The organism is Deltaproteobacteria bacterium (assembly GCA_019308995.1).
GTDB lineage: Bacteria > Desulfobacterota > Desulfarculia > Adiutricales > JAFDHD01 > JAFDHD01.
Genome location: JAFDHD010000041.1, coordinates 1 through 25,669, shown reverse-complemented (window position 1 = coordinate 25,669; position 25,669 = coordinate 1). Strand labels below are relative to the sequence as shown.

The 25,669-nt window shown below is 47.5% G+C and carries 21 protein-coding genes; 10 read left to right on the top strand and 11 right to left on the bottom strand.

Going from position 1 to position 25,669, the window contains the following annotated elements; all coding sequences use genetic code 11:
• A partial coding sequence (locus JRI95_08730) for a hypothetical protein (protein ID MBW2061630.1) occupies positions 1-145 on the bottom strand: 145 nt, incomplete at its 3' end.
• 717 nt (positions 146-862) lie between these two features.
• Between JRI95_08730 and JRI95_08725 the strand changes: the two genes are divergently transcribed.
• Positions 863-4,909 carry a PAS domain S-box protein gene (locus JRI95_08725; protein ID MBW2061629.1) on the top strand — a complete coding sequence of 1,349 codons (4,047 nt, stop codon included), beginning with the start codon at positions 863-865 and terminating at the stop codon, positions 4,907-4,909.
• A 30-nt stretch (positions 4,910-4,939) separates the two neighbouring features.
• Entirely contained in the window at positions 4,940-5,941 is a 1,002-nt protein-coding gene (locus JRI95_08720) for a response regulator (protein ID MBW2061628.1), read from the top strand.
• 33 nt (positions 5,942-5,974) lie between these two features.
• Here JRI95_08720 and JRI95_08715 read toward each other — a convergent pair whose 3' ends face one another.
• Positions 5,975-7,951, bottom strand: a complete 1,977-nt coding sequence (locus JRI95_08715) for a PBP1A family penicillin-binding protein (protein ID MBW2061627.1) — start codon at positions 7,949-7,951, stop codon at positions 5,975-5,977.
• A 171-nt stretch (positions 7,952-8,122) separates the two neighbouring features.
• Positions 8,123-9,478 carry a beta-glucosidase gene (locus JRI95_08710; GenBank protein ID MBW2061626.1) on the bottom strand — a complete coding sequence of 452 codons (1,356 nt, stop codon included), beginning with the start codon at positions 9,476-9,478 and terminating at the stop codon, positions 8,123-8,125.
• Positions 9,479-9,815: 337 nt separating this feature from the next.
• On the opposite strand from JRI95_08710, the gene JRI95_08705 reads away from it, so the two are divergent.
• Positions 9,816-10,562, top strand: coding sequence for a hypothetical protein (locus JRI95_08705; GenBank protein ID MBW2061625.1), 747 nt, complete (start codon positions 9,816-9,818; stop codon positions 10,560-10,562).
• A 56-nt stretch (positions 10,563-10,618) separates the two neighbouring features.
• On the opposite strand, the gene JRI95_08700 is transcribed toward JRI95_08705, so the two are convergent.
• Positions 10,619-10,825, bottom strand: coding sequence for a hypothetical protein (locus JRI95_08700; protein ID MBW2061624.1), 207 nt, complete (start codon positions 10,823-10,825; stop codon positions 10,619-10,621).
• A gap of 130 nt (positions 10,826-10,955) precedes the next feature.
• Here JRI95_08700 and JRI95_08695 point away from each other — a divergent pair, with 130 nt between their 5' ends.
• The 5 genes from JRI95_08695 (at position 10,956) to JRI95_08675 (ending at position 13,896) form a co-directional block, all read left to right on the top strand.
• Positions 10,956-12,134: a PLP-dependent transferase gene (locus JRI95_08695; protein MBW2061623.1), complete on the top strand. Its 1,179-nt coding sequence runs from the start codon at positions 10,956-10,958 to the stop codon at positions 12,132-12,134.
• 203 nt (positions 12,135-12,337) lie between these two features.
• Complete coding sequence (locus JRI95_08690; GenBank protein MBW2061622.1) at positions 12,338-12,784, top strand: OsmC family protein; 447 nt, start codon at positions 12,338-12,340, stop codon at positions 12,782-12,784.
• 69 nt (positions 12,785-12,853) lie between these two features.
• Positions 12,854-13,135, top strand: coding sequence for a hypothetical protein (locus tag JRI95_08685; GenBank protein MBW2061621.1), 282 nt, complete (start codon positions 12,854-12,856; stop codon positions 13,133-13,135).
• Between the two features lie 15 nt (positions 13,136-13,150).
• Positions 13,151-13,549 (top strand): DsrE family protein, encoded by a 399-nt coding sequence (locus tag JRI95_08680; protein MBW2061620.1) that lies wholly within the window; start codon positions 13,151-13,153, stop codon positions 13,547-13,549.
• Positions 13,550-13,563: 14 nt separating this feature from the next.
• The gene (locus JRI95_08675; GenBank protein ID MBW2061619.1) at positions 13,564-13,896 is read left to right on the top strand and encodes a DsrE family protein; all 333 of its coding nucleotides are present in this window, start codon (positions 13,564-13,566) and stop codon (positions 13,894-13,896) included.
• A 196-nt stretch (positions 13,897-14,092) separates the two neighbouring features.
• Here the strand turns inward: JRI95_08675 and JRI95_08670 are convergent, their stop codons facing one another.
• The 7 genes from JRI95_08670 to JRI95_08640 form a co-directional block, all read right to left on the bottom strand.
• Positions 14,093-14,560 carry a response regulator gene (locus JRI95_08670; protein ID MBW2061618.1) on the bottom strand — a complete coding sequence of 156 codons (468 nt, stop codon included), beginning with the start codon at positions 14,558-14,560 and terminating at the stop codon, positions 14,093-14,095.
• A 1-nt stretch (position 14,561) separates the two neighbouring features.
• A complete protein-coding gene (locus JRI95_08665; GenBank protein MBW2061617.1) occupies positions 14,562-16,373 on the bottom strand; it encodes a two-component sensor histidine kinase in 1,812 nt (603 codons plus the stop codon).
• A gap of 385 nt (positions 16,374-16,758) precedes the next feature.
• On the bottom strand, positions 16,759-19,176 hold the full coding sequence (locus tag JRI95_08660; GenBank protein MBW2061616.1) for a histone deacetylase: 2,418 nt from the start codon (positions 19,174-19,176) through the stop codon (positions 16,759-16,761).
• 30 nt (positions 19,177-19,206) lie between these two features.
• On the bottom strand, positions 19,207-20,877 hold the full coding sequence (locus JRI95_08655) for a hypothetical protein (protein MBW2061615.1): 1,671 nt from the start codon (positions 20,875-20,877) through the stop codon (positions 19,207-19,209).
• A 22-nt stretch (positions 20,878-20,899) separates the two neighbouring features.
• Positions 20,900-21,742 carry a response regulator gene (locus JRI95_08650; GenBank protein MBW2061614.1) on the bottom strand — a complete coding sequence of 281 codons (843 nt, stop codon included), beginning with the start codon at positions 21,740-21,742 and terminating at the stop codon, positions 20,900-20,902.
• A 236-nt stretch (positions 21,743-21,978) separates the two neighbouring features.
• Positions 21,979-22,509: a hypothetical protein gene (locus tag JRI95_08645; GenBank protein ID MBW2061613.1), complete on the bottom strand. Its 531-nt coding sequence runs from the start codon at positions 22,507-22,509 to the stop codon at positions 21,979-21,981.
• A 30-nt stretch (positions 22,510-22,539) separates the two neighbouring features.
• Entirely contained in the window at positions 22,540-23,580 is a 1,041-nt protein-coding gene (locus JRI95_08640) for a sulfite exporter TauE/SafE family protein (GenBank protein MBW2061612.1), read from the bottom strand.
• 712 nt (positions 23,581-24,292) lie between these two features.
• Here JRI95_08640 and JRI95_08635 point away from each other — a divergent pair.
• Positions 24,293-25,273 carry a calcium/sodium antiporter gene (locus JRI95_08635; GenBank protein ID MBW2061611.1) on the top strand — a complete coding sequence of 327 codons (981 nt, stop codon included), beginning with the start codon at positions 24,293-24,295 and terminating at the stop codon, positions 25,271-25,273.
• A gap of 76 nt (positions 25,274-25,349) precedes the next feature.
• A complete protein-coding gene (locus JRI95_08630; protein ID MBW2061610.1) occupies positions 25,350-25,571 on the top strand; it encodes a hypothetical protein in 222 nt (73 codons plus the stop codon).
• Positions 25,572-25,669: the final 98 nt, after the last annotated feature.

The following is a 25,669-nucleotide window of genomic DNA, read 5'->3' as shown; positions in this document are numbered from 1 at the left end:
CTTCCTTTTTTCGGCTGACACTCCAGCGCTGTTTCGGCCCCAGGGGTCCACCCTGGCCGCCAGTCGTTGGCTTGCCTCCGGTCGCCCTTCGGGCTCCCTCCGTCATGCCAACGATCTCTCCTATTATTTTCCTCTCCTCTTTCATGACCCGACCTCCTTGAACAACTTCTTCTCACGTTAATGCAATTTCGTGTCCAAAGAAACCGGGAGCAACTCACCGACTATAAATTTTAGAATTCCTTCGCCTCTGACGCTCCTCGCGGGTGAATTTTATAAAACTATTAATAGCGTGTTGTTGCGAGCCCTTCGCTCTCTCACTGGACAGGCCCTGTGAATCAATCTCTCTTTTAATTTCTTCTAAAAGTTCTTTTACCAATCATCATAAGATGTACTTTCTAAGGTTATTCTCTTAAGAATGAAAATAAAGTTCTGATCTGGCCCTTTCCTTCCACTAAATTCGTTTTTATTTAAAGAAATGCAGGGCTCAGCTTGATCTCTTGGTTTCGGCATATTGATTCCCGCTTCCGCAGGAATCACGACAACTAAAGCTGTCTTTTCCGCCAGAGAGTGAATCCATAAAAGAAGTTTTTTTTCAGAAACTCTAATTGGAAAGTTCTTTTACCAGCCGTTAGGTATCTCATATTTCGACGTATAAAAATGAATGACAGTTATAGATAAACTTTAAGAATAAATGCTGTGGGAATGATTGGTTTAACGAATATGCTTGACTAATCAATGGTTTAGTAGTATTCTTAAATTGTACTATGCCCATTTACTTCAAGCTAGAGAATCATGGATCAGTTGCCCAGAGACCCCATCTCTCAACGGAGGTGGGCTTTTTTTTATCTTGAGGAGACAAGAAATGAAAGATGAAAGAAAAACAAAGGCGCAACTCATTAGTGAACTGGTTGAGCTGCGCCGGAGGGATACTGAGTTAGAAACATCGGAAGATAGGCGCAAGCACGCCAAGGGGGAAATGGAAAAAGGGACAAAAGATTCAGCGGCGCTGTATGAAACCATGACTTCTAGCTCACCGGTTGGAATATACATTGTCCAGGATAGAAAGTTCGTATACACGAATCCGCAATTTCAGAGGGATACAGGCTATTCCGAAGATGAATTAATTGGGAAGGAACCCTTGAGTATGGTGTATCCTGAGGACAGAGAGACCGTCCGGGCAAATGCGGTGCGGATGTTGAAGGGCGAGCTTTCCCACCCGTATGAATACAGGGTCATTAATAAAAATGGGGAAACCAGAGATGTGATCGAGACAGTTATCTCCATTCAATATGACGGCCAGCAAGCAGCTATGAGCAACTACATGGACATCACCGAATTGAAGCGGGTGGAGGAAGCGCTGCTGAAGCAAACACGCGACCTTAGCGAGCGGATCAAGGAATTGAATTGCCTTTACAGTATTTCCAAGCTTGTCGAAAAGCCGGGCATTTCGCTGGAAGAGATACTTCAGGGGACGGTGGACCTTGTGCCTCCTGGCTACCAGTATCCGGAAAGTGCTTGTGCCCGAGTCGTGCTGGAAGATCGAGAATTCAGAACTAAAAACTTTCAGGAAACAGTCTGGAAACAGGCCAGTGATATCACTCTCCATCATGAAAAGGTCGGCACCATTGAGGTTTATTATGTGGAAGAAAAACCGGAAAGCGATGAGGGGCCGTTCCTTAAAGAAGAGAGAAGCCTGATCAATGGCATTGCTGAGCGAATAGGACGAACCATCGAGCAAAAGGGTGCCGAGGAGGCGCTCAGGCAGAGCGAGGAAAAGTTCAGAACCATCCTCGAAGGCATTGATGATGGTTACTTCGAAATTGATCTTACCGGGAAGATGACTTTCTTCAATGACGCCATGCTTAAAATATCAGGTTATTCCAGGAACGAATTTATGGGTATGGACAACCGGGAGTACTCTACTCCTGAAGTCGCCGAGAAATTGTATCAAGTCTTTAATCGAATTTACCGCACAGGAAAATCGGCGGAAATAATGGACTATGAACTCATTAAAAAAGACGGAAGTACAAGGGTTCTTGAGCTGTCCACCTCCTTGATACAGGACCAAAAAGACCGTCCAATCGGGTTCCGAGGTATTGCCCGTGACATCACTGAACGCAAACAGGCCGAGGAGGCGCTTCGTAGAAGTGAAGAAAGATATCGAACCATCCTTGAGAGCATTGAAGAGGGTTACTTTGAGGTTGATCTTACCGGAAAATTCACCTTTTTCAATGATTCATTGTGTAAAATAATGGGATATCCCCGGGACGAATTAATGACTATGGATAACCGGGATTATACCTCTGCGGAAACCGCAAAAAAAACATTACAAGCTTTTAATCAAATTTACCGGACAGGGAAACCCAAAAAAATAATAGACCATAGAATTATCGCAAAAGATGGGAGTATCAGCTTTCATGAGATGTCCGCGTCTATTTTGCGAGACCCCGAAGGTCAGCCCATAGGATTCCGGGGGATCGCCCGGGATGTCACCGAGCGCAAGCGTGCCGAAGAGGCGATCAAGGAAAGCGAGGCGCGGTACCGGGCTCTTTTTGACGGCGCGCTCGAGTGCATTTACGTTCATGATTTTGAAGGCAAATTCATTGATGCCAACCCGGCGGCCTTGAAACTGCTGGGTTATACCAAGGAGGAGGCCCTCACTCTTAATTTTGCCTCACTGCTGAGCCCTGATCAATTGGGAAAAGCTTTTAAAACTATTGAATCCCTTAAAAAAATCGGTTTTCAGGAAGATTTAACCGAGTACAAATTAAGGCGCAAGGACGGCCAAGAAGTATACATAGAGAGCAGCGGGACCCTTCTCCACCGTGATGGTAAGCCCTATGCCATTCAGGGGGTGGCCCGGGATATCACCGCGCGCAAGTGGGTCGAGTCCCTGGAGCAAGCCAAGGCGGCTGCCGAGGCTGCCAGCCAGGCCAAGAGCGAGTTTCTGGCCAACATGAGCCATGAGATCAGGACCCCTTTGAACGGAATCATCGGCATGATAGAACTGGCCTTTGATACCGACCTTGACGACAACCAGAGAAACATCTTCCATACCATCAGCGCCGAAGCCGATTCCCTGCTCGGCCTTATCACTGACATACTCGATTTTTCCAAGATTGAGGCCGGGATGCTTGAACTGGAAGAGATTCCCTTTGACCTTAGGGTCCTGGTCGAGGATATGGCCAACAGCATCGCTTCTAGAGCGGATCAGAAGGGCCTGGAGTTCATCTCCTATCTGTCTCCCGATGTTCCAGCTCAATTAATCGGCGACCCGGCCCGGCTGAGGCAGGTCCTGGTGAATCTGGCTGACAACGCCCTGAAATTTACGCATGAGGGAGAGGTATATATCAAGGGAGAGATGGTCGAGGACCTGGGCGACAGGGTCAGGCTCCGTTTCCTGGTGAAGGACACGGGCATCGGCATACCTGAAGACAAACAGGCCGTGATTTTCAATGGCTTCACCCAGGCGGACGGCTCGACTACCAGGCAGTACGGTGGGACCGGCCTGGGAACCACCATATCCAAACAACTGACAGACCTGATGGCAGGGGAAATCGGCGTAGAGAGTGAAGTGAATAAGGGAAGTACATTCTGGTTTACCGTAGTCCTTGCCAAACAAACAGGTCAGCAAGCCGTCCTGGCGAGAGAAGATGTTGATCTGAGCGATTTAAGGGTGCTGGTGGTGGATGACAACCAGATCAACCGATTTATCCTGATTAAGTATCTTACCTCCTGGGGCTGCCGGCCGGTGAGTGTGCCCGGCGGGAAAGAAGCCCTATCCGTTCTCGGGGAGTCTGTTTCATCGAACGATCCTTTCAACCTTATGTTATTGGACTTGCAAATGCCTGAGATGTCCGGCTTTGACCTGGCCAAGGAAATCAGGTCAAGGGAGGCTCTAAAAAAAGTCCCGATTTTAGTCCTCACCTCAATTGGTCGGATCGGGGACGGTAAAAGCTGCCTTGATATAGGGATTGAAGGGTATTTAACCAAGCCGATTAAGCGGGACGAACTGCGCAAGGCCATTGAATCTATTTTGGGTCTGGCCATGGCGGAGGAGATGAAGATAGCCCCAAAACTGGTCACTAGACATAGTATAGCCGAGGAGTCTAGGAAAGAGGTCCAGATACTTTTAGCCGAAGACTACCCCACGAATCAGCAGGTGGCCATGAGGCATCTTAACCGAGTAGGATACCAGGTTGATCTCGCGGAAAACGGCCGGGGTGCGGTCGAGGCCTGTAAGCGAAAACATTACGATCTCATCCTGATGGACATAGAAATGCCCGTGATGGACGGATATGAGGCCACAAAGGCCATTCGAAACCTGGAGGCAAATCTCAATAAATTAACCGATAAACAAGGTTCAGCCAGATTGGAAAGAACACCCATCATCGCCATGACCGCGCACGCCCTGAAAGATCATCGAGAAAAATGCCTGGCGGTGGGCATGGACGACTATATTGCCAAGCCCTTAAAGAAGAAAGGACTCCTGGCCATGGTGGAAAAATGGGTCGTGCCAAAAATGGGGTCAGGAGGTGAATTCAGGGAGGAGCAATCAAAAGATAAAAACATTGAAAAAGATGCTCCTATGAATTTTGAAAAGGCCGTGGAGGAATTTGAGGGGGATAAGGAGTTTCTAATAGAGGTCCTGGATGGTTTTCTTGAGAAAGCCAGGGCTCAGATCGGAACTATTCACCAGGCTATATCCAATGGGGAGGCTGAGGTTGTCGGGAGAGAGGCACATTCCATTAAGGGTGGTGCGGCGAATCTGACGGCGGATGATCTTTCCAGGATTGCTTTTAAGCTTGAAAGCATCGTAAAATCCGGAAGGCTGGAAGGAAGCCTTGAGATTCTCGAAAAACTTCAAAAAGAGGTTTCCCGTTTAGAAGATTATGCCAGAGATCACTAAATAAGCAGAGAAAATCAAGGAGTTCCTTTTATGAGAATTCTGGTTGTGGATGATGAGCTTGTAAGCCGCAAGAAAATAGATAAATTGATCCAGGGCTTAGGCCACAAGACTCTCGTGGCCTCAGATGGATGCCAAGGATGGGAAATCTTTCAGAATGAGAAGCCCAGGATGGTCATCACCGATTGGGTAATGCCCGGGATGGATGGCCTGAGTCTGATCAGGAAAATAAGAGAAGGTGAAGGAAGCCAGTATACATACATTATCATGGTAACCTCAAAAGAAGACGTCCATGATATTGTCGTGGGCATGAATGCCGGGGCTGATGATTTCATTACAAAGCCCTTTGTAAAAGCGGAGCTGGCCGTAAGAATCGGGGCAGGAGAGAGGATACTAGGTTTTGTAGTCAGGGACATCGTTATATTTTCTCTGGCCAAACTGGCCGAGTCGCGTGATCCTGAAACGGGCAACCACCTGGAACGTATTCGTTTTTATTCAAAAACATTGGCTGAAACCCTGGCGCAGTCAAACAATCCCGCTCTAAAAATAAACAATCAATTCATTGACAATATCTTCCTGAGTAGCCCCTTGCATGATATTGGCAAGATAGGTATTCCTGACTATATACTGCTCAAACCGGGACGGCTGGATGACAAAGAATTTAAGGTCATGAAAACCCATAGCATCATTGGATTTGAAACCCTGAATGAGGCTTTGAAGAGGTATCCGAACGCAGACTACTTACAGATGAGCGCTGAAATCGCCCTTTCACATCATGAAAAATTTGACGGCACCGGATATCCCAATGGCCTCAAGGGAAATGAAATTCCTCTTTCCGCCCTCATCGTGGCGTTATCGGACGTCTATGACGCGTTGGTTCATAAAAGAGTGTATAAGACCGCTTATACCCATGATTTAGCAAAGGCCATAATTATAGACGAAAAAGGCACCCATTTTGATCCGAGCGTGGTTGATGCCTTCCTGACCTGTGAGGAAAAATTTGTTGAGATCTTCGACCGATTCAAAGGCGATTAAATCAACCCTTTCCCGGACAACGCAAGACGCGCCCTAATCCTTGGGCTCGGTTCCTGTTTTAAAAGCGGCTTCAACCATTCCCGGAGCATCGGGACTGACGCGGGCGCCTGTGATGCGGTCCATGAGAACCATAACGATATTGACCGGCCGCTTGAAATCGTGCGTCGGTTTACCTGCAAGGGCCTGCTCCATGAACTCAACCCAGACAGGCAGGGCCGCGCGAGCGCCTGTCTCACCGCAGCCTAAAACACGGCCGGAATCATAGCCCACCCAGACCCCGACAGTCATCTGGGGCGAGTATCCTACAAAAAGAGCGTCCCGGTATCTGTCGGTCGTTCCGGTCTTCCCGGCCAGAGGCCGCTTAAGGACCCTGGCCTTTCGGCCGGTGCCATGGGTTATGACCCCCTTGAGCATATCGGTCATGATATAAGCTGTTTCTGGAGAAAGTGCCGCCCGGCGCTGTGGTTGAGCCTCGAAAATGACCAGCCCGCTGCGGTCTCGAACCTGGGCTATCCCCCACGGCTCGATCCAGACGCCGCCTCCGGCCAGGCAGTTATAGGCCGAAACAAGCTCGATCAGAGTAACCTCCGAGGTCCCCAGAGCCAGGGCCAGGTTACGGCCGAGCGGTGAAGTCAGCCCCATACTTCGAGCCGTGCGGATGACATTGCCAATGCCGACTTTTTGCAGCAGCTTGATGGCCGGGATGTTTTCCGATATCTCCAAGGCCCGGCGCAAGCTTATCTCCCCTTCAAAGCGGCGGCTGTAGTTTTGAGGTTTCCAGGGGTCTTTGCGGCCTGGCAGGTTAAAGGTGATCGGAGCGTCCCAGAGGCGATCGGCCTGGGTCAGACCCGACTCGACAGCCGCGGCATAGATAATGGGCTTAATAGCGGAACCCGGCTGGCGAAACGCCTGCACGGCGCGGTTGAAAGGGCTTTCTGAAAAATTTTTTCCTCCCACCATGGCTATAATCCGGCCGGTGCCCGGTTCGAGGACCACCAGGGCGCCCTGAACGGCCTCATCCCCTGAGGCGCCGGCCGCATGGGCGGATCGGCTTCGGGCCAGCCGTCTGTTCAGGTCCCTCAGTCCACGAACCAGGGTTTTTTCGGCAATTTCCTGGATGTGATAATTCAGGCTGGTCTGAACTTCGAGCCCGCCTCGATACACCATGTTCTGGCCGAACTTTTCCACCAGCAGACGCCTGATGTGTTCGGAAAAATAAGGGGCTATATTTTGAGCGGCGGCGCGAGGGACCAGCTTGAGAGGCGCCTTGACCGCGGTTTCGAACTGCTCCCTGTTCAGGTGTCCATCCCGAAGCATGACCCGCAACACAACCCGGCGTCGAGCCAGGGCCTTCTGGGGATGATTAAAAGGGGAGTAGCGGGCTGGGGAGCGAGGCAGTCCGGCCAAAAGGGCGCATTCGGGCAGGGTGAGGTCCGAGGCCTTCTTGCCAAAGTAAATTTCAGCCGCCGCTTCGACCCCATAGGCCCCGGTGCCAAAGGGAATCTGATTCAGGTACAGCTCAAGGATTTCATCCTTGGTGTAGCGCCGCTCGATCTGTAAGGCCAGGAAGATCTCTTTAAGTTTTCGGGTAATGGTCTTTTCCGGGGTGAGGAAGAGGTTGCGGGCCAGCTGCTGCGTAATAGTCGAAGCGCCTTGAACCAGGCCCCGGGCCTGAATGTCTTTGATCAAGGCTCCAAAATTGCGTATGACGTCAAGTCCGGCGTGCCGGTAGAAACGCCGGTCTTCCACGGATATAACGGCCTTCTTCAGGTCGTGCGGAATACTGTCCCCGGAGACGGGCAGGCGCCGGTGAATGAAGAACTGGGCTAGAAGCTGTCCATCAGCGGAGTAGACTCGAGTAGCGGCACTGGGCTGAAACTCCTCCAGAGCCTGAATTTGAGGCAGGTCCCGGGTAACAGACAGAATAATACCCACACTGAAGCCGATCAAAAGGCCTGCCAGAATGAGCAGGATCAAAATCCATAGCGCTCTTTTTCGTTTTCCAGCCACCGCTTTTTATCATCACTTTAAAATCAACAGCTTACCTTTAACATAATATCCGCCGGGCTTAAAGGGTTGATGATATTTCTGGGGGAACCCTGTGGAAAATTTTTAAAGGGGGTTCAGGGGAGGGTTAACGAAAATTTTTAAAAGTTCCCCCCTGACAAGATAAAAAAGCAACTAATCCGGCAACTCAAAACCGCTTGATGCAATCACTTCCCGGTACCAGAAGGCGCTGGTCTTGGGAGTCCGCTTTAAGGTGTTGAAGTCCACATGCACCAAGCCGAAACGTTTGGTGTATCCTTCGGCCCATTCAAAGTTGTCGAGAAGCGACCAGGCGAAATAGCCCTTGACTTTAACCCCCTGGTCTATGGCTCGCCGCACCTGGGCCAGGTATTTCTGAAAATATTGAAGGCGCTGTTTGTCCTCTACCGTCTGGTCTACCAGCCGGTCGTCATAGGCCGCGCCGTTTTCGGTGATAAAAACAGCCGGGTCACTCCACTCCTCCTTGAAGCGCAAGAGCGATTCGTAAATCGCCCGAGGATAGACCTCCCATCCCATGGCCGTGTACTCCGCGCCCGATATTTTATGGTCAACAGCCAGAGTGGCCTCAAGCAAGGACACGCTCGGATCATGCCGGGCAAAGAGCCTGGTGTACACGTTCAGGCCGACGAAGTCTAAAGGCTGGTGAATGCGGTCAAGGTCACCCTCCTCGAAAGGCAGGTTGTAGGACTCCAAAAGGTCCAGCATATCTTCGGGATAGCGTCCGAGCAGGACCGGCTCCGCGTACCAACGATTCAACAAACCATCCATAACCCGCGCCGCTCTATGGTCTTCTTCGGACTCCGTGACAGGGTGGATGGGCGGGCATTGAAGCACAGTGCCAACCTGAGCCGTAGGAGATTCATTACGAATGGCCTGGACTCCCTGTCCATGAGCCAGATTTATATGGTGGGACACAGGAAAATATTTTTGGAGGTCGGTCACGCCTGGGGCGTGAACCCCAATCATGTATCCCAGCAGGGAGAACATCTGCGGCTCGTTTAAGGTGGTCCACAGCTTGACGCGGTCACCCAGATACCCAGCCACGGTAAAGGCATAGTCTCCAAACCAGCCTGTAATGTCGCGCGCGGCCCAGCCGCCCCTGTCCTCCAGGACCTGAGGCAGGTCCCAGTGATACAGGGTCACCATGGGCTCGATCTCCGCGTCCAGCAGAGCGTCCACCAACCGGGAGTAGAAATCCAGTCCTTCCCGGTTCACCCGGCCCCGGCCCTCGGGCAAAATGCGAGGCCATGAGATGGAAAAGCGGTAGGCCTTGTGCTTCAGCTCCTTCATCAGGGCTACATCTTCCCGGTAAAGATGATAGTGGTCGCAGGCTCTATCCCCGGTGGAGCCATCCCTGATTTTTCCGGGTGTGTGGGCAAACCTGTCCCAGATGGACTCCCCTTTTCCACCCTCTTTGACCGCGCCTTCGATCTGGTAAGACGCAGTAGCCGTGCCCCATAGAAAATCCTCTGGAAATGAAATCCATGTCATGAGCCTGTTAACCTCCTTTGTCCGGCTGTGCCTAGCGCTGTATCAATGACATCAGGCCGTTTTAATCTCCGCTGTGCAGCTTAGTTTATAGTGGCTCATTTCAAGACATAATGCAAATACATAGCTCTGGATTAGGCTTGTAGGTCAAGGTGGCCCGCGAAGCGGGTCTCCCTGACAATCTTAACCATGTCTTATGTCAGGGAGCTTCGCACCCTGACCTACATCTGAATTTATCCTGTTGGAGAGGTTCAAGCGATTTGATATAATAAAATCGTTTGACCAGGTTCACAGGTCAATTACGGTGATACAAAAGCAGAGCCAAGGGGGAATACAAACGATGAAACGGTGTTTAATAGCAGGTCTTGTAGGCCTGTTCATGGGGGTCTTTGTTTTGATGGGGGCCTCCGGCGCAATGGATATCCAGGCCAAGATGGCCGAGGCGGACGCCCTATACCCACAGCGCGCTGACCTTGAAAAAGTGAAAGTTTATATCCGTATTTACGAAGATGTCCTGGCCAATGACCCCAACCGCGTGGAAGCCCTCTGGAAGTTGTCCCGAATTCTCTACTGGCTGGGGATACACAGTCCAAAGGAAGAAAGGGCCGCCATCTTCAATAAAGGCGTCGCTTATGCCCAAAAGGGCGTCTCCCTCAAAGATGACTGTATCCCGTGCCATTACTGGCTGGGAGTCCATTATTGTGCTTACGGGGAGGTGAAAGGGATCCTCAAGAGCTTGAGCCTGCTCGAACCAGTGAAGAACGAGATGAACAGGGTTATTGAGCTGGACCCGACCCATGATGAAGGGGGCGCCTATCGAATCTTGGGACGAATAGCCTTTAAGCTTCCCTGGATCGCGGGAGGCAGCAAGAAGGAGTCTGTCGAATATTTAAAAAAATCCCAGGAAATTAGCCCTGATAACTTTATGACCCACGTGTTCCTTGCCGAAACATATCTGGGCATGAAGGAAAAAGACCTGGCCAAAAAGGAGCTTGAAGCGGTCTTGAACGCGCCTGACCCTGTTGATCCTGGTGTTCGCGAGGATAAAGAACAGGCGCTTAAGCTATACCAAAAACACTTCCAATAAGTTAAAGCCGACGGCGACTACCTAGAGAGGGGATTCCGGAAAAGAAAGCCGCTCTTTCAAAGAAGATCGTTCGTCAGGGCCAGGTGCTCATTGAGGTCAATGGGCCAGAATGTCCCGGCCTGAGCAGGGATAGCGCCGATCACTACAATCTGATGGTTGGGGATGGTGTCCGAATCAATCCGCCCGACGATATCCAGGACCCCGGCCTTGATCATCTTTTGAACCCGGGTCTGGATGGTATTTCTGGAAACAGAAAGCGCCATATCCGACCATTAGGAAGGCTTGGATTTTCGCAGCAAACTGGTATAAGCTCTGACAAATGAGTAAATATATTCACGCCGAACCAGGGCCGTTTAAAAGCCAGGTTCAACAATCAGATCAGGAGGCAGTTTCATGAAAAAGAAACCAGGGCCGTCAACCCGTTCGGTCCATCTGGCCAACCCTATTGATCCCAGCACCCGGGCCATAATGCCGCCCATTTGTCAAAATTCGGCCTTTGCTTTCGACAATCTTGAGGAGTGGCGCGCCGTCGCGCTGGGAGAAAAACCGGGGGACCTATACAGCCGCAATACAAACCCGACCACGAGCCTGTTTGAGGAGAAAATGGCGGTTTTGGAAGGAGCGGAGGCCGCAACTAGTTTCGCCACCGGCATGGCGGCCATCAGCACCACGCTTTTTGCCTTGCTGGAGGCGTCGAAGCGAGCGGTTTCCGTCCGTGACGTTTATGGCGCGACCTTTCTTCATTTCACACAAATTTTACCTCGCTTCGGTATTGACTGCCACGTCTGCGATACTGACAATCTTGAAGCCATCGAGGCCTCTATCGCAGGCGGCTGTGATATTTTATACCTGGAATCGCCAACCAATCCGGCCATCAAGGTACTCGATCTGGCCCGGCTCTCAAAGGCGGCGCACGCGGTCGGCGCGGTCGTCATTGTTGACAATACCTTTGCCACGCCCATTAATCAGAATCCCTTGAGCCTAGGCGCCGACCTTGTCATCCACAGCGCTACCAAATTCCTGTGCGGTCATGGGGATGTCATGGGCGGCGTGGTCTGCGGCTCCAAGGAACTCATTACAAAAATATTCCGCTTTCGAGAGCTCACAGGGCCTTCCCTTGACCCCAATAGCGCGTATATGCTTTTGCGCAGCCTTAAAACCTTGGGTCTGCGAATAGAGCGGCACAATGAAAACGCTTTGACCCTGGCGCATTTTCTGGAGCAACACCCCAAAGTGGAGTATGTCAATTACCCGGGCCTTAAAAGCCATCCGACCCATGAAGCCGCCAGGCGACAGATGCGTGGTTTTGGGGGCGTTCTCAGCTTTGAACTCAAGGGGGGGATGGAGGCCGCGGATCGCTTTCTATCCCGCTTACAATATGCGTATCTGGCGCCAAATCTCGGACAGATTGAAACCGTGGCAGGCCCAACGGCCCTGACCAGCCATCTTGAACTGAATGATGAGGAAATAGCTGCCTCAGGCGTGCCAGAGGGATTAATTCGTTATAGCGCCGGAATAGAAGATATAGAGGACCTCAGGGCTGATTTAGAGGCGGCGCTGGCAGGCCTCTGAGGCTGCCTGTGGTTCAACCCTTCACGGCGCTGGTGGTTGCATGCCGCTTCGGCGTTTCCCCTGGCACTCCGCTATCGGGCGGTGTTTGGGCATGAGTGACGCTTGGATTATTGATTGACCAGTAGGAGCTTGATGGAGTATTATGCTCGTTCAGGTACCGCATAATCTCGGTTAACATCATTTCTTAAAGAGGAGTCTTGGTTATGAGCAACAACGAAAAAGTTATTGTCAAATACAATCGTGAGAGTGCTGAGGTACATCATCTCACGATAGGGGCCGCAGCCCTGCCGGAAATCAGAATCAACCGGACCGGCTTTTCAGATGAGGAACTGAGGAATGATCATTACGGCGCCCGGCTTCTCTGCGCGGCTGCTCTTTCTTGTTTCACCAACACCTTTGCCAATAGCCTCATCCGTAACGGCGCAAACCTAAAGGGCATGACGGCCTGGGCGGAAATCGAAAAGGACAAAGATGAAGTTATGAGAACCCGATACACCAGTATGTCCATCCATGTTGAGGTTGATATTGACGAGTCCGATCTTCCAGCTTTTGAAAAGGCCAAAGAGAATATGGAAAGAGGCTCTCTGGTCACTTACTCCCTGGAAGACGCTATGGAGATGGAGTATGACATGCGAGTAAAGGGTAGCTAATCATATTGATCCCGATCTGATATTAGAGCAACCGATGTCAAACAGTATTGATTAATATAGGAGAGAGAGATGTTATTTTTATTAAACAAGACCAGACCCAATGTGCCCGACTTGATCACCCTTTTGGGCGGTGCGGAGGAAAAAGAACTATTACTTGTTGGAGATGGAGTCTTTTATGCGACCCCGTTCATGCTGGAGAAATTTAAGGCCGCTGGCGTCAGTCAGATATACGCCTCTGGAGACAGCCTAGAAGACCGCGGTATCGAGGTCTCTGATGAATGCGCCTTAGTAGATTACGATAAGATGGTTTCTCTTATCATGGAAGAACACGACAAGACTATTTCGCTATAAAGGAGTGGTGAGGCTATGTCCAAAACATTAACCATTATGTTGTTATCGGGGTATCAGGAAAATGAGGACCCGATATTTACGGTCAAACTTGCTGAGGCGGCTTTAAAAGCAGGTTATAAGGTAAATATTTTCCTGTTCGACAACGCGGTCAATCTGGCCAATAAAGAGAAGCCAATCGAGGGAAAGCTGCATATTCAGGAAAGACTTCGAAAACACGTGGAAATTGGAAAGATCGGTGACCGGCTGGATAAATTGGCCGAGATGGGCGCTGAAATTACCACCTGTCATACAAATGAATATGGCAGGGGAACCGAGGCGGACGAATACCGCGACGGAATTAAGTGGGGTGATGTGGGGCAGTCTTTTACCACATTTCTTCTGACATCCGATGTCCATGTGAGCATTGGTCATTAGAGGAGAGAAATCACATGATCGCTTCAATGTGCGTAATCATCATGCGACCTCAAGGGGAAGAAGTTTCAACTCTTGGCATTAGAACCGCCTGGGCGAATTATTCGGGAGCGATTGATTCGAATATCCTCTTTCTTGAAGACGGTGTATATAACGCCCTTAACAACAGGGGATATAACTCGGATTTACTCAAGGACTTTATCAAAGAAGGGGGCAAAGCTTATTGCTACCAGAAATCGCTCAAGGAAAGGGGATTGCCCACAGCTAACCTCATGGATGGTATAGAGGTCATATCTGAAGAAGAGGTTGCCGAACTGATCGAAGAAGCTGAATCTACAGCGACATTTTAAACGGTTGTTATCTATATGTTTTTTGATAAGTTCCTGATGAGGGGTCACGGCTTCGTTCTCCTTGCGAAAAGGACACGCCGTGACCACTCATTAAGATGAGCAATAGTCTGATCAGATCGTTGCTGGGGAAGGTTAGCGCTACAAACATAAAGGCGCAGAACTAGGGGCCATAGTATAAACTGGGCTAACAACCCTCTCAAACTTTCTCCCTTTTGCGTCGAGATTCAGAATAAACTGACCTGGGCGATTCGATTGCCTTACTGATTTTCTTCTGTATATCTTCTTTCTCATCCTCGTCCTTTTTTTCCCAAGCGCCTTCTATCTTGTCTACAAGTCCATCAATTTCACATGGTTTAGTCAGATAATCATATGCACCTAACTTGATGGCTTCAAGGGCCGTATCAATTGCTCCGTGCCCAGTTAGAATAAGCGTCTCGGTGAAGAGTCCCAGCTTTTTGAGTTCTTTTAAAGTAGTGATTCCGTCCATACCCGGCATCTTTAAATCCAGCACCACCACGTCGAAATTTTCTTCCTCAAGGATTTTAATAGCACTGTCTCCACTATTCACCACGGTGACGCGGTATCCCCTGGTCTTCAGAAGCCTTGATACGTTGTTGGTGAAAACAACTTCATCATCCACCAGTAAGATTTTAGCTCGTTTCATTTTAATCCCTCCTCTTTGAGTTAATGTGAAAATAAGCTTCTATATCTTCATCATTACTTGGTATGTTTTCCAGTAAATCCGGCGGAGGCTTGTAAGGAAAGAAAAGGGTGAATTTAGTTCCAATACTGACTTCACTCTTGACCGTAATATTCCCTCCCAATCGTTTAATGATGCTGTAGCAGATCGAAAGTCCCAGGCCTGTTCCCTTACCCACTGGTTTAATGGTAAAAAACGGATCGAATATCTTTGAGAGGTTTTCTGGAGCGATCCCCGACCCGGTATCGGTCAATTCTACCTGAATTCCTCCATTCTGCTCATCTGATCGGGTACAAATTTGGATGGAGCCATAGGGTTTTCCTTCGTGAGCGTCAATGGAGTTTGTGATCATATTTAGAAATACCTGTTGAAGCTGTGACGGATCAGACAGGAGTGGCGGCAGATTTTCGTCCAGGTCTAAAAAGAATTTAATGCCGCTAGTCCGCGCCTCTCTTTCCATAAGCTCGGTAACTTCTTCTATAAAGGCATTAAGGTTAACGGTTTCAATAATCGGCTTGGTGCGGCGGGCAAATCGCAACAGGTTCTGCGTTATACGCTTACATCGCTGTATTTGCACATTTATCTGCGACATGGAATCCAATATTTGTTTTTTAAAATCCAGATCATGATAGGTTTTTTGATCCATCATATCCAGTAGTATCTGTCTCTCGGTCAGAACAATAGCAAGAGGATTGTTAATCTCATGGGCTACGCCTGCTGAAAGCTCTCCGATTGCAGCTAATTTGCCAGCCTGCATAAGCTGGTTATTCAATTCATCTGTTTCTATATCACGCTTCTTGATGATGGTAATCATATATCTTGTGATAAGAATAGAAACTATCAGGATGGTTAGAGCACTCAGGTGAAGAAAAATTAAGGTTGCATAATTGGCATGGTTGACATCAGTGAATGCTTCAGAAAAATCCTGCTTAACCACTAACATCCAGCGGGGTTCTTTAAGCCATGTTTGGCTCACTACCTGACGCGGAAGATTCTGGTTTCGGTCATCTGTAATGCCTTTTAAAATACGAACCTTGATACCTTCATGGATAGGCTCCACAGGGAAAGGGGCCTTGGTCATAATCTTTCCATGAAACCGGGGACTGGTCTGAAAAATTCCCTGCTGATTTACAAGGTAGACCTCACCGGTTTTACCGATCCTAACATTTTCGACCAGGGAGCGAAAAGCTTCGGTATCAATAGTGGCTCTTAAAATCCACTTTTTTTTCCCAGGACTGGTAACGGCAATTATAAAATGAGGTTCCTTCCGAAAACCCATAAACATATCACTTATGTAGATACCTTTTGCCATGACCTCTTTAAACCAGAGGGCCTGAGAGTAATTTTTATCCATTAAATCATAGGGGCCGATGTAGGCTAAATGATTACCGCGCTCATCAATAATACCCAAATCAGTGATAGACTGATATTCCTGGTTTATCATTTCAAAAATGTAATTAAGATTTGATACTTTCACCAAATGATCCAGAGAGTGTGTATTTGCGATTAATTGAAGTTTTGAACTACGTTCTTCCAGAAACAATTCAATAATGCTGCGATGGTGGGCTACCTGAGTTTGAAAGGAATTTATCATGCGGGAATTTGCAAACCGGGTATAATTCATATATATACCCCATCCTACTAAAAGAAGAGGAACAAGCGAACATACTATTGTTAACAAAATGAACCTGCGAAATAACCTGGAGTACTGGCTTTTTCTTTGAGCCTCCAGCGACTTTTCATCGGGATTATCATTCTTTTGCGCTGGCTCTTCCATTGTGAATATTTTCTTAAATAATGTCATCATTTCCCAAACCCGCTTTCATCACTGATGGTAGCTCTCTGAGAATATAGTATATCAAGAAATATGCCAAGGATTAACCGCAGAATCAAAAACCTGAAACATATTGATATAATTGGATTTATATCGAGTCCATCAGCCCCTTGGTATGTGTAATAGTTAAGTGATCATTCTTTGTTAGATGGCATCCATAGTGCCAAAAAGATGAAAGTCCTTTACTTCGACTTTTCTAATAACTCTATGTCATTAATATTATTGCATAATTGTAAAAAATCAAGAAGCGATAATAGATATAATTGCGTTTAAAAAAATGTAGCATTAATATGGCTAGTGTAAACTACGGGGTGACACGGGCTGGGAATTAAAAATGCCAGTATTTTTTTTGAATTTCGAGCACTTTTTTTAGAGTGGACAATTTTGAGGGAGCGCCCATTTTTATTCTGTCTATTTTATCGCTATTAAGAGTGGACGTATTACATAACTCCTGCATGATTCTCAAGCCACATTCCTCGATCCCCTTCAGGCTATAACCTCCCTCCATAATAAAGGCGATACGCCCATTGCAAACCTTTTCTGCAATTTCCAAGAGCAAAAAAGTCATCATGGCATAGCCCTCTGGTGTGACTCTCATGCCACCGAGACGGTCATGTACATAGAGATCAAAACCACAGGATACAAGGAGCATATCCGGTTTATACTTCTCGGCCAGGGGATTTACCAGAAAATAGATGATTTGAGCAAAATCTTTGTCTCCATGCCCTTTTCCCAGGGGAACATTGACGGTAAAGCCTTCCCCCTTACCTTGCCCCACTTCACCGAGATTGCCGGTTCCCGGGTAAGCAGGAAATTGATGCATGGAGAAATACAAAACTTCGTCTGTATCGTAAAAAGCGGCTTGCGTTCCGTTTCCATGGTGCACATCAATATCTACAATCATGACCTTTCCGGCCGCGTAGCGTTCTTTCAGATACCTGGCCCCCAGAGCTATATTATTAAAAAGACAAAAGCCCATGGCTTTATCCGGTTCGGCATGATGTCCAGGAGGTCGGATGAAAGCGAAGCCTCGTTTGGCCTTTCCACTCCAGATCTCATCAAGAAGATTGAAGACCGCACCCACAGCCAGCCGGGCCACCTCATACGACTTTTCAGATGTTTGGGTATCCAGATCAAGAGACGCCAGCGGCTTATCCGCAGTTCGTGCAATACGTTCGATATGAGAAGCGGTATGCACCCAGGCAAGCTCCTCCACTGAGGCCAGCCTTGGGGCAACCTCTGTCCATTTACCCTCAATTGAGGTGTGAGACAACACGGATTGAATCGCGCCCAATCGTTTGGCGCTATCTAAGTGAAAAATATTTTCCAGATGCTGTGTAAACCGGCCATCATTTACAACAAATAATGGCGGCGCGTTCAATATTGGCTTTTGTTTGACAAGGCTAAAACCACATTCTGCCGCTAACTCGATAAATTCTTTTGAATCCGGTATCTTGTTTTTATATCTGGCCAGCAGACTGGTTGCTGTTTTGGCAAACTCCAGACGCGCCCTTGACCGCAAACATGCTTTAACAAAGGAAACGACCAGTTTCCTGTCGGATTCCTCCTCTTTGTTTTTGGGTTTTTTGCACAGGAATTTTATTTGTTTTTTTATGAGGGCATTGATTTCTTGAATGATCTTCTGGTTTGGATCATGGTAATTGTCTGCCATAATCAGAATTAATATTAGAAGGTGTCCTCTGGGGTCTTTTAACACATATTCGAATTGACGGCGGTGTCGAAAACCGATTGACTTGTAAAACCGGTTAGCTCCGATTTCTGACTCAAGGAAAACCTCCTTCATATCCATGAACCGGGTTTTCCATAGCATCCATACTCCTGCCACCAAAAGGGTGCCGCTACCTTTAACTTGCAGAGGTATCAGCTCTGTTTCATCACTGTTTCCGCCACGCACAGTCGCCATGAATTTAATTTCTATGGCCTTATAAAACATTTTTTCTCTGAAAATGAGAAAGACCAATCCCATAATTTTCCGGTTCACCACACATGCGAACAGATTTTTTTCCAAATTTTTAGCCAGGCAATCCAGCAGGAATCGCACATGAAAAAATTCCAGATTAATATCTGCCGCCTGCATTAGAGAACCCATGCAAAAGGGAAAGGGCATGAAATAGGCGGGTGTATCAGTATCAACCACTCCTTGGAATAATATGGCAGAGTCGGTCTCATGGGGCGGTATCTCAAGAGGCTGTTGATCTGCTTTTATTTTTTCCAGGAAAGAAATGATCTTCTTCTGAAACAAAATCTCGTTCTCTTTTTTAGAGGGTGTCAGGGGGGCGCCTTCTCCAGGCGGGGATATCGCCTTAAAGGGAGTAGTTTTCCTCTCCAGCGTTTTCAGTTTTTCCCGGGATTTCGTTAGGGCATAATTGATCTCATGGGTCACCATTAATTTGAGGCCCGCCTCTTGAATTTCCATAACAGCGTGCTGAAAATTAATAGAATCTCCTTTTTTCAAGAGTTCCTGCTTTTTAACCAGTTCACCATATTCGATCAAAAGGCGTTCTTCAATGACAACAATGCCATCGTTGAAATATTGAAATTTCTTTATCGGGATTTTTTTGTTCTCAAAAAGGAAGGAAAAATTATCGCCCTGAAAGGCGTCGCCGTGGGCAGATGGCACATCTATCTGGCCCATGCCGAGCATCTCATTAAGTGAATACCCTATCTCGGGATCCCTGCTTGATATGGCATCAATGGCCTGTTTTATTTTTTCTCTTGTGATCATTAGCGATGATTTCAGATGAAGCTTTAAGCATCATTCACCGGAATATTTAAATCGCAAAGGGAGTTCGACAGTGAAAGAAGCACCCCTTTCCGGTTCATTCCTGACAGAGATGTTGCCTCCCAATTTTTCTAAAATACTAACACTGATGGAGAGCCCTAGACCTATCCCTTCCGACTTTGTGGTGAAGAGAGGGCTGAAAACCTTTTCCATGTTTTCCTCAGGAATGCCCGGCCCATCATCTGTGACAACAACCATAACGCGATCTTCGGTCATGTAGGTTTTTAAAAGAATCTCACCATCTGTTTGAATGGCCGCCATGGCGTTTAAGATCAGGTTTTGAAAAACTTGACGCAGTTGGAAAGGGTTACTGCGGATTCCAGAGATACCAAATTCATAGTCTCGTCGAACCCCGATGTTGTTGAACCGCAAACCTCTGCTGAAAAATTCGACAATATCATCCAGCATATCATTGACATTTACTTCCGTGATTATCGGCGCTGGTTCGTCAGGCCGGAAAAAGTTTAAGAATTTATCAATCGCCCTCCGGCTGCGCAACACCTCAGACTCAATCTGTTCCAGGCTTTCTTTCATTTCGTTTAAGTTTCCCTTTTGGGTTAGATCCTGAATCCATGTTACCGTTACATCTATATTGGCCAGGGTATCCTTTATTTCACGCAATAAACCGTAAGACTGTGGCATGGCTGACGCCATCTGACTGGTCTGGCGAAGCTGCTGGTCCAGAAACCGGATACTGCGCCGTTTGAACTCCAGTCGCGACACCAGATGATTGGTCGTCAGCAAAACGGTTAAAACAATCAAGCAGGCTCCCAGGACAAAGGCGTAAACACCGGCATTACGGACACGGTGAAGCGCCGCAAATATATCATCCCAATCACTCCGGACTACGCATAGCCAAGGGACCTTTTCCTGCCAGACCGTCATCAGGATATGGTCCCCTCTTTTTTCCATCTTGATCCCCTGGAAGCGTTCGAGACCTTTGAGTTCCGACTGCGCCATTATCTGCCCCCCTGGGCGCGGGCTGGTCTGAAAAATTCCGTTTTTATTAACCAGATAGACGTCTCCTTTCCTTTGGCGAGCCATTCCCGAAACAAAGTTGTTAAAATAAGCGTTATCTATGGTGGCCCGTATGATTCGGACGCCTTCGTTACTGACCTGTTTTACGGCGATAATAAAATGAGGCACATTGCGGAAGCCTGTGAACACGTCGCTGATATAGACATCGTGCTTCATAACGGCCTTGAACCATAAGGCGTTTTTATAGTTTTTTGAAATCAGGTCGTAGGGGCCGGCATAAGCCAGATGCCTGCCTTGATCGTCTATGACGCCCAAATCCTGAAACCAAGGCAATTCACGATGCAGAGATTGCAAAACGGTTTGCAGGGTATCCGGCTTGTTTAAGGACATCAGGCTCAGTTTGCTGGAGAGAAGTGTAAGCGACATAATACGTTCAGTGAGAAACTGATCAATGGCCTTTTTGTAGCTATCTACTTCCATGCGGAGAGACTTTAAAGTCTTCTCTTTTAACACGGAAGCTGAATAGTAATACATACCTCCGCCGATTAAAATGAGCGGTATAAAAGAAACCGCTAAAAGAGCCACCACGATGTTGATCCAGACACGACGGAAATAAGGATAATCTTTCTTTTGGGAATGACGAGAAGTGGGGGATACCTCAGACATGGCCCATGAAACCTCCTGCCCCTTATTCTATTTCATGTTCTATATATTGAAAAATATCACGCATCCTGACAATCCCTACCGTTTTTCCTTCCTTGACAACGGGTATACTTCGAATATTACTCTTAATCATCCGAAAGGCGGCATCGGTGAGGCTTTCTTCGGGATAGGTGGTCATGGTTTCAGGACGCATGATTTCGATCAGCCTTTTGCGGGGCAGCCACTCCGGATGCTGGCTAAGACCGGTCCATGTCAGAGAAAGTTCAGGATGCGCCTTTTGCGCTTCATCAATCAAGTCCCGCTTGGAGACAAGCCCCTGAAGCCGATCTTCACTGTCCAGAATGAATAATGTTTCCGCCGTTGTCTCCCCGCTCTCCTGGCCGAACAGGTCTAAGGCTCTGACAAGGGGGTCTTCTGGCGCCAATTTTTTGAAAGAAAACCGAATAATTTCTTCAACCTTGTTCCTGGGCCACAGCACAGGATGACGTTTGATGCTTTCTACACCATACGCCTCCCTTATTTTTTCAGCCAGGTCCTCTATATCGCAGGGTTTCATCAGGTAATCGTATGCGCCCTCCCGTATGGCCTGAATCCCGGAATCCAGTGTGGCATGTCCGGTAAGCATAATCACCTCAGTGTCAGGGCTCAACTTTTTAATCTCCTTTAGCGTGGCTACCCCGTCCATACCAGGCATTTTGACGTCGAGAATAATCACATCAAAATCATCTTCGTCTCTTACGGTATCCACGGCCTTAAAACCGCTAAAGGCCGTGGTTACATCAAAGTCTCTGGATACTAATATCCTGGCCAAATTCAAGGCAAACGGCTCTTCATCATCCACAATCAAAACGCGAATTTGCTTATTCAAAAAAAATCACCCCCTTCGCCCATAACCCCTCATTGCAGACGAAAAAATCTAAGGCGTCAGAAAACCAGCAGCACGACAGCTAAAACAACCGCTTCCCCGAAAATTGGCGGCAGGCTGGAGGTCATAGGCGCCTTAAAAGGCCTCCAAACCTGCCGGATAAACAGGCGCCGGGGAAAGGGTTGTATATTCCTTTGAATAATGGCAAGGCTTTATTAACGAATATCAAACAAATCCTTTCAAGTCAAACAGAACGCCATGATACAAAAAAGCAAAGAAATGACCCACACCGTATGACCGAGGGTTCCCTTTTTCACCGGATTAAAAGTCGCCTCAAAGCGTTCATGACCATGACTGCACACATACCGGGTAACTGCAATTCCGGTCTTATTATGTGCAACTTTTTCTCGCGTCACCGAAGCGCCGCAGACGGTATTCCCATTGTCCATCTTTTTTGTACAGGTCAGTCGTGCCCCGGTCAGGAGGCTCACCAGGTTATAAATCCAGTTCCACGCTATGGTAATAGCTAACACAGTTATAAAGAATAAAAGCACGTGAATCCTGGAAACTCCCATAGCGGCGAGTTTTTCACCCAACTGCCCGGGTTGTAAAGGACCTTCCACGTTGCCGAACAACCCCAGGTAATACAGGATAAAACTAATTCCCATTACGATCATGGTTAGGGAAAAATTGGATAACCGCTTCTGGATATAATTTCTATTATTCAGCCCCGGTGGCAAGGCCTGGCCAAAATATCTTTCTTTCTTCACGGTGATACCCCCTCTAGTCTCCGATTTAAATTAACCTGACAATTTGGCGATAAGGTCCGGGATTATTTTCCAGAAGCAGATGGCCGCCACGACGATGCAGTAAGACGGTACCACGATTTTCCATAATTTTTCAGGAAAGACCCGTGTCATATATGGCGCGGCTACGGCAGAAAACATGGTGGCGAGCATCATTGTCGGAAGCAAGACGTAATCAATGGTTACACCTGAAGTCAAGAGGGCCAGCCAAACGATAATCGCAAAGGCGCTGACCGTCCCTTCGCATATGGCTGTGACGGCCAGCATGCTTTTAACAGGAACGCCGGAGATAAGGCCGCCTATAGTCACCACAGGTCCGTATCCGCCGCCTCCGACCCCTTTATTAAATCCTGCTAATGCCGCGAATCCAAACATTCGCTTGGGTTTGTAGGGCCGCTCTTTTCTGGCCTGAATAACGGAAATAACTCCCATCATCAGAAGGAGTATGGCTACATAGAGCTTGATCCAGACTTTCCCCACCTTAAATAAGGCGTATGTCGCGATTATGGAAAAGGCCACGGCCACACATCCAACCAAGGCAATGATCAACCATAACTTGATGGTCTCTGACATGGGTTTGAATTTCCATTCCACGTTTTCAAACTCTCTGTGCAAAAAAGCGCCCACAATGCCGGCAGCACCCTGCTGGATCATCACCACGGGAACGATCTGTTTCGGATCAAACCCTAAGACCAGCAGCAGCGGGGTCAGGGCGGTTCCGAATCCCATACCGGCCGAAGCGTCCATAAACTCAAAAAACATGGCCAGCAATAAAACACCCCAGAAGATGCCCCATTGATTACTGTCCACCCATCCTTTGGCAATAATAATATCAGATGGGATTCTTTGAGTGGCCTCAAAAGGATTGCCCGCCAGCCAGATTCCAAGTAAAAAAACAAGGGAAAAAACGAATATACCGCCAAGAGCCGCCCTTACCTGTCTCCACTCAGGAATAAACCTCGCCAGTATGGTGGTCTTTTCCTTTTCAAGGTCCCGAGCAACCTCCCAACCCATAATTTTTTCCTCATCATCCATAATAACATTCTCCTTTCTCTGCTAAATTATGAACAAAACCTTTGGTACAAGACGTCGCCCAACAAAACAGTGATCATTCATTTCTAGGTACCTCTTCGATTGTTAGGTGGATCAAGATATGTGCCAGCAAAGGAAAGTAAATAAAATGTGGAGATGTATAGGATTAACCCATTAATTTTATGTATTATTTAATTTACCTATATTCCTCTTCATCTTTAAAAAACCATAAAAAGCAAAGGTTATCTCGATTGTTTGTAAACCGTGAGGTTACATCGGGAGTTTATTATGAAATTTCTAGGCTACAGTCTATGTCGGATATCATTCTTTATTTTAAGTACAAGGAAAAAAAGGAAGAAGTCCATCAATGACCAAGATGCTAAATAAACACGAGAAATAAGAGCTATTCGAATTGAAACATAAGAATTATGATAAAAATCACGGGTTATTTCAGGAAGTAAAAGGCAATGATACGGGACTATCCACTGAATGAAAGGACCCCGTATTTCAGGAAATCCGTTGAAACCGTTATTACGGAGACTTAAAAAAAAGCTCTGGCATGTACTTTGCTCGGCAAACAAAAACAGGAGATACATAAAAGGACAAGACCCCATCTCTCTATCTCCCTTAAAGTGAAGGGAAGCTTGTGGTCGTGATAATACTGTGAATTGAAGTTAATCTCGAGTACAATGAAAGCTAAAGGGAACCTGAGATCATGATACTTAATCTGTTATTTTGTCTTGTCGGATTTGTGATGCTTTACTTTGGAGCTGAATGGCTTGTAAAAGGATCCTCGAGCCTTGCACGCAGTCTCGGCGTAACACCGATTGTCATCGGTTTGACAGTAGTTGCCTTCGGGACTTCCGCACCCGAGCTGGTGGTGAGTCTTGTTTCCTCTATTCAAGGTAAGAGCATGATCGCCGTGGGAAACGTGGTGGGGAGCAACATCTGTAATATTGCCCTCGTACTCGGTCTGGCAGCAGTATTTCAGCCCATCACCAGTGATAGGTCGGTCATCAAGCGAGACATCCCGATCATGCTCGGTATATCCCTGTATCTCATCATACTCACCCTCGATTCAAAACTCGTGAGAATTGAGGGGGCTGCCCTATTTGGCGGGATCATCCTCTACACCTTTTTCAATTATTATCTTGCCAGGAAGGCTGATAACCCGGAATCCATTGGGGGGTCCGTAGCTGCGGTGTCTGAAGCGGAAGATATCGTATATATCACCTCCAGGCAAAAGCAGATTGTCTTGATCGTGCTAGGAATTATAGGCGTTGTGGCCGGGGCTCAGATTGTGGTCGAATCCGCTGTAAAGATTATGACAATACTCGGTGTCAGTGAAAAGTTCATCGGTCTTACAATCGTAGCCTTTGGAACTTCTCTACCGGAACTGGCAACTTCTGTGGTGGCCGCTTTGCGGAAGGAGATGGACATAAGCATTGGCAATCTGGTGGGAAGCAACGTCTTCAATATAATGAGTGTGCTCGGGGTGGCATCCCTAGTAAGGCCGATTTCCATTCCAGGCGGGTTCTTTGAGAGCGGCCTGGTGATTGATTATCTGGTTATGATGTTTATTAGTTTTTTACCGTGGCTGATAATGAGAAAGACCTTCACTATTACACGCAAAGGGGGCATTCTTCTGTTATTCTGCTACGGGGGATACCTAACCTATCTTATAATGAAATTATAGTGGACACCAAATCGCTAAAGGCAAAGAGAGATTTGTTGAGAAGATACGTTTTCGCTCTCTTATATCAAAAAGACCTATGAGAACAAAGAAAGTAGAAGAAATTATCCTTCCTTATAAAGACAGTGTACCGCTTGAGCCTTCGGTAAATATCGGGGATAAAATCATAGATGCTATTGAGCTTATGGTGAGTAATGATATGAAGAATATCGCAATAGTTCGAAACAGGCGGCCGATAGGAATGATTCGTCTTGAAGACGCCTTTCAAAAATTAGGCCTTCAATTATCACAAAAAAAGTAAATATTCACATTGGAATTTTTACGGGCCCGGTGAATAACCGGGCTTTGTTTTTTGGCGCGCCTGGCAGGGGGCGTGTAAACATGGAAGCGAAGTCAGTA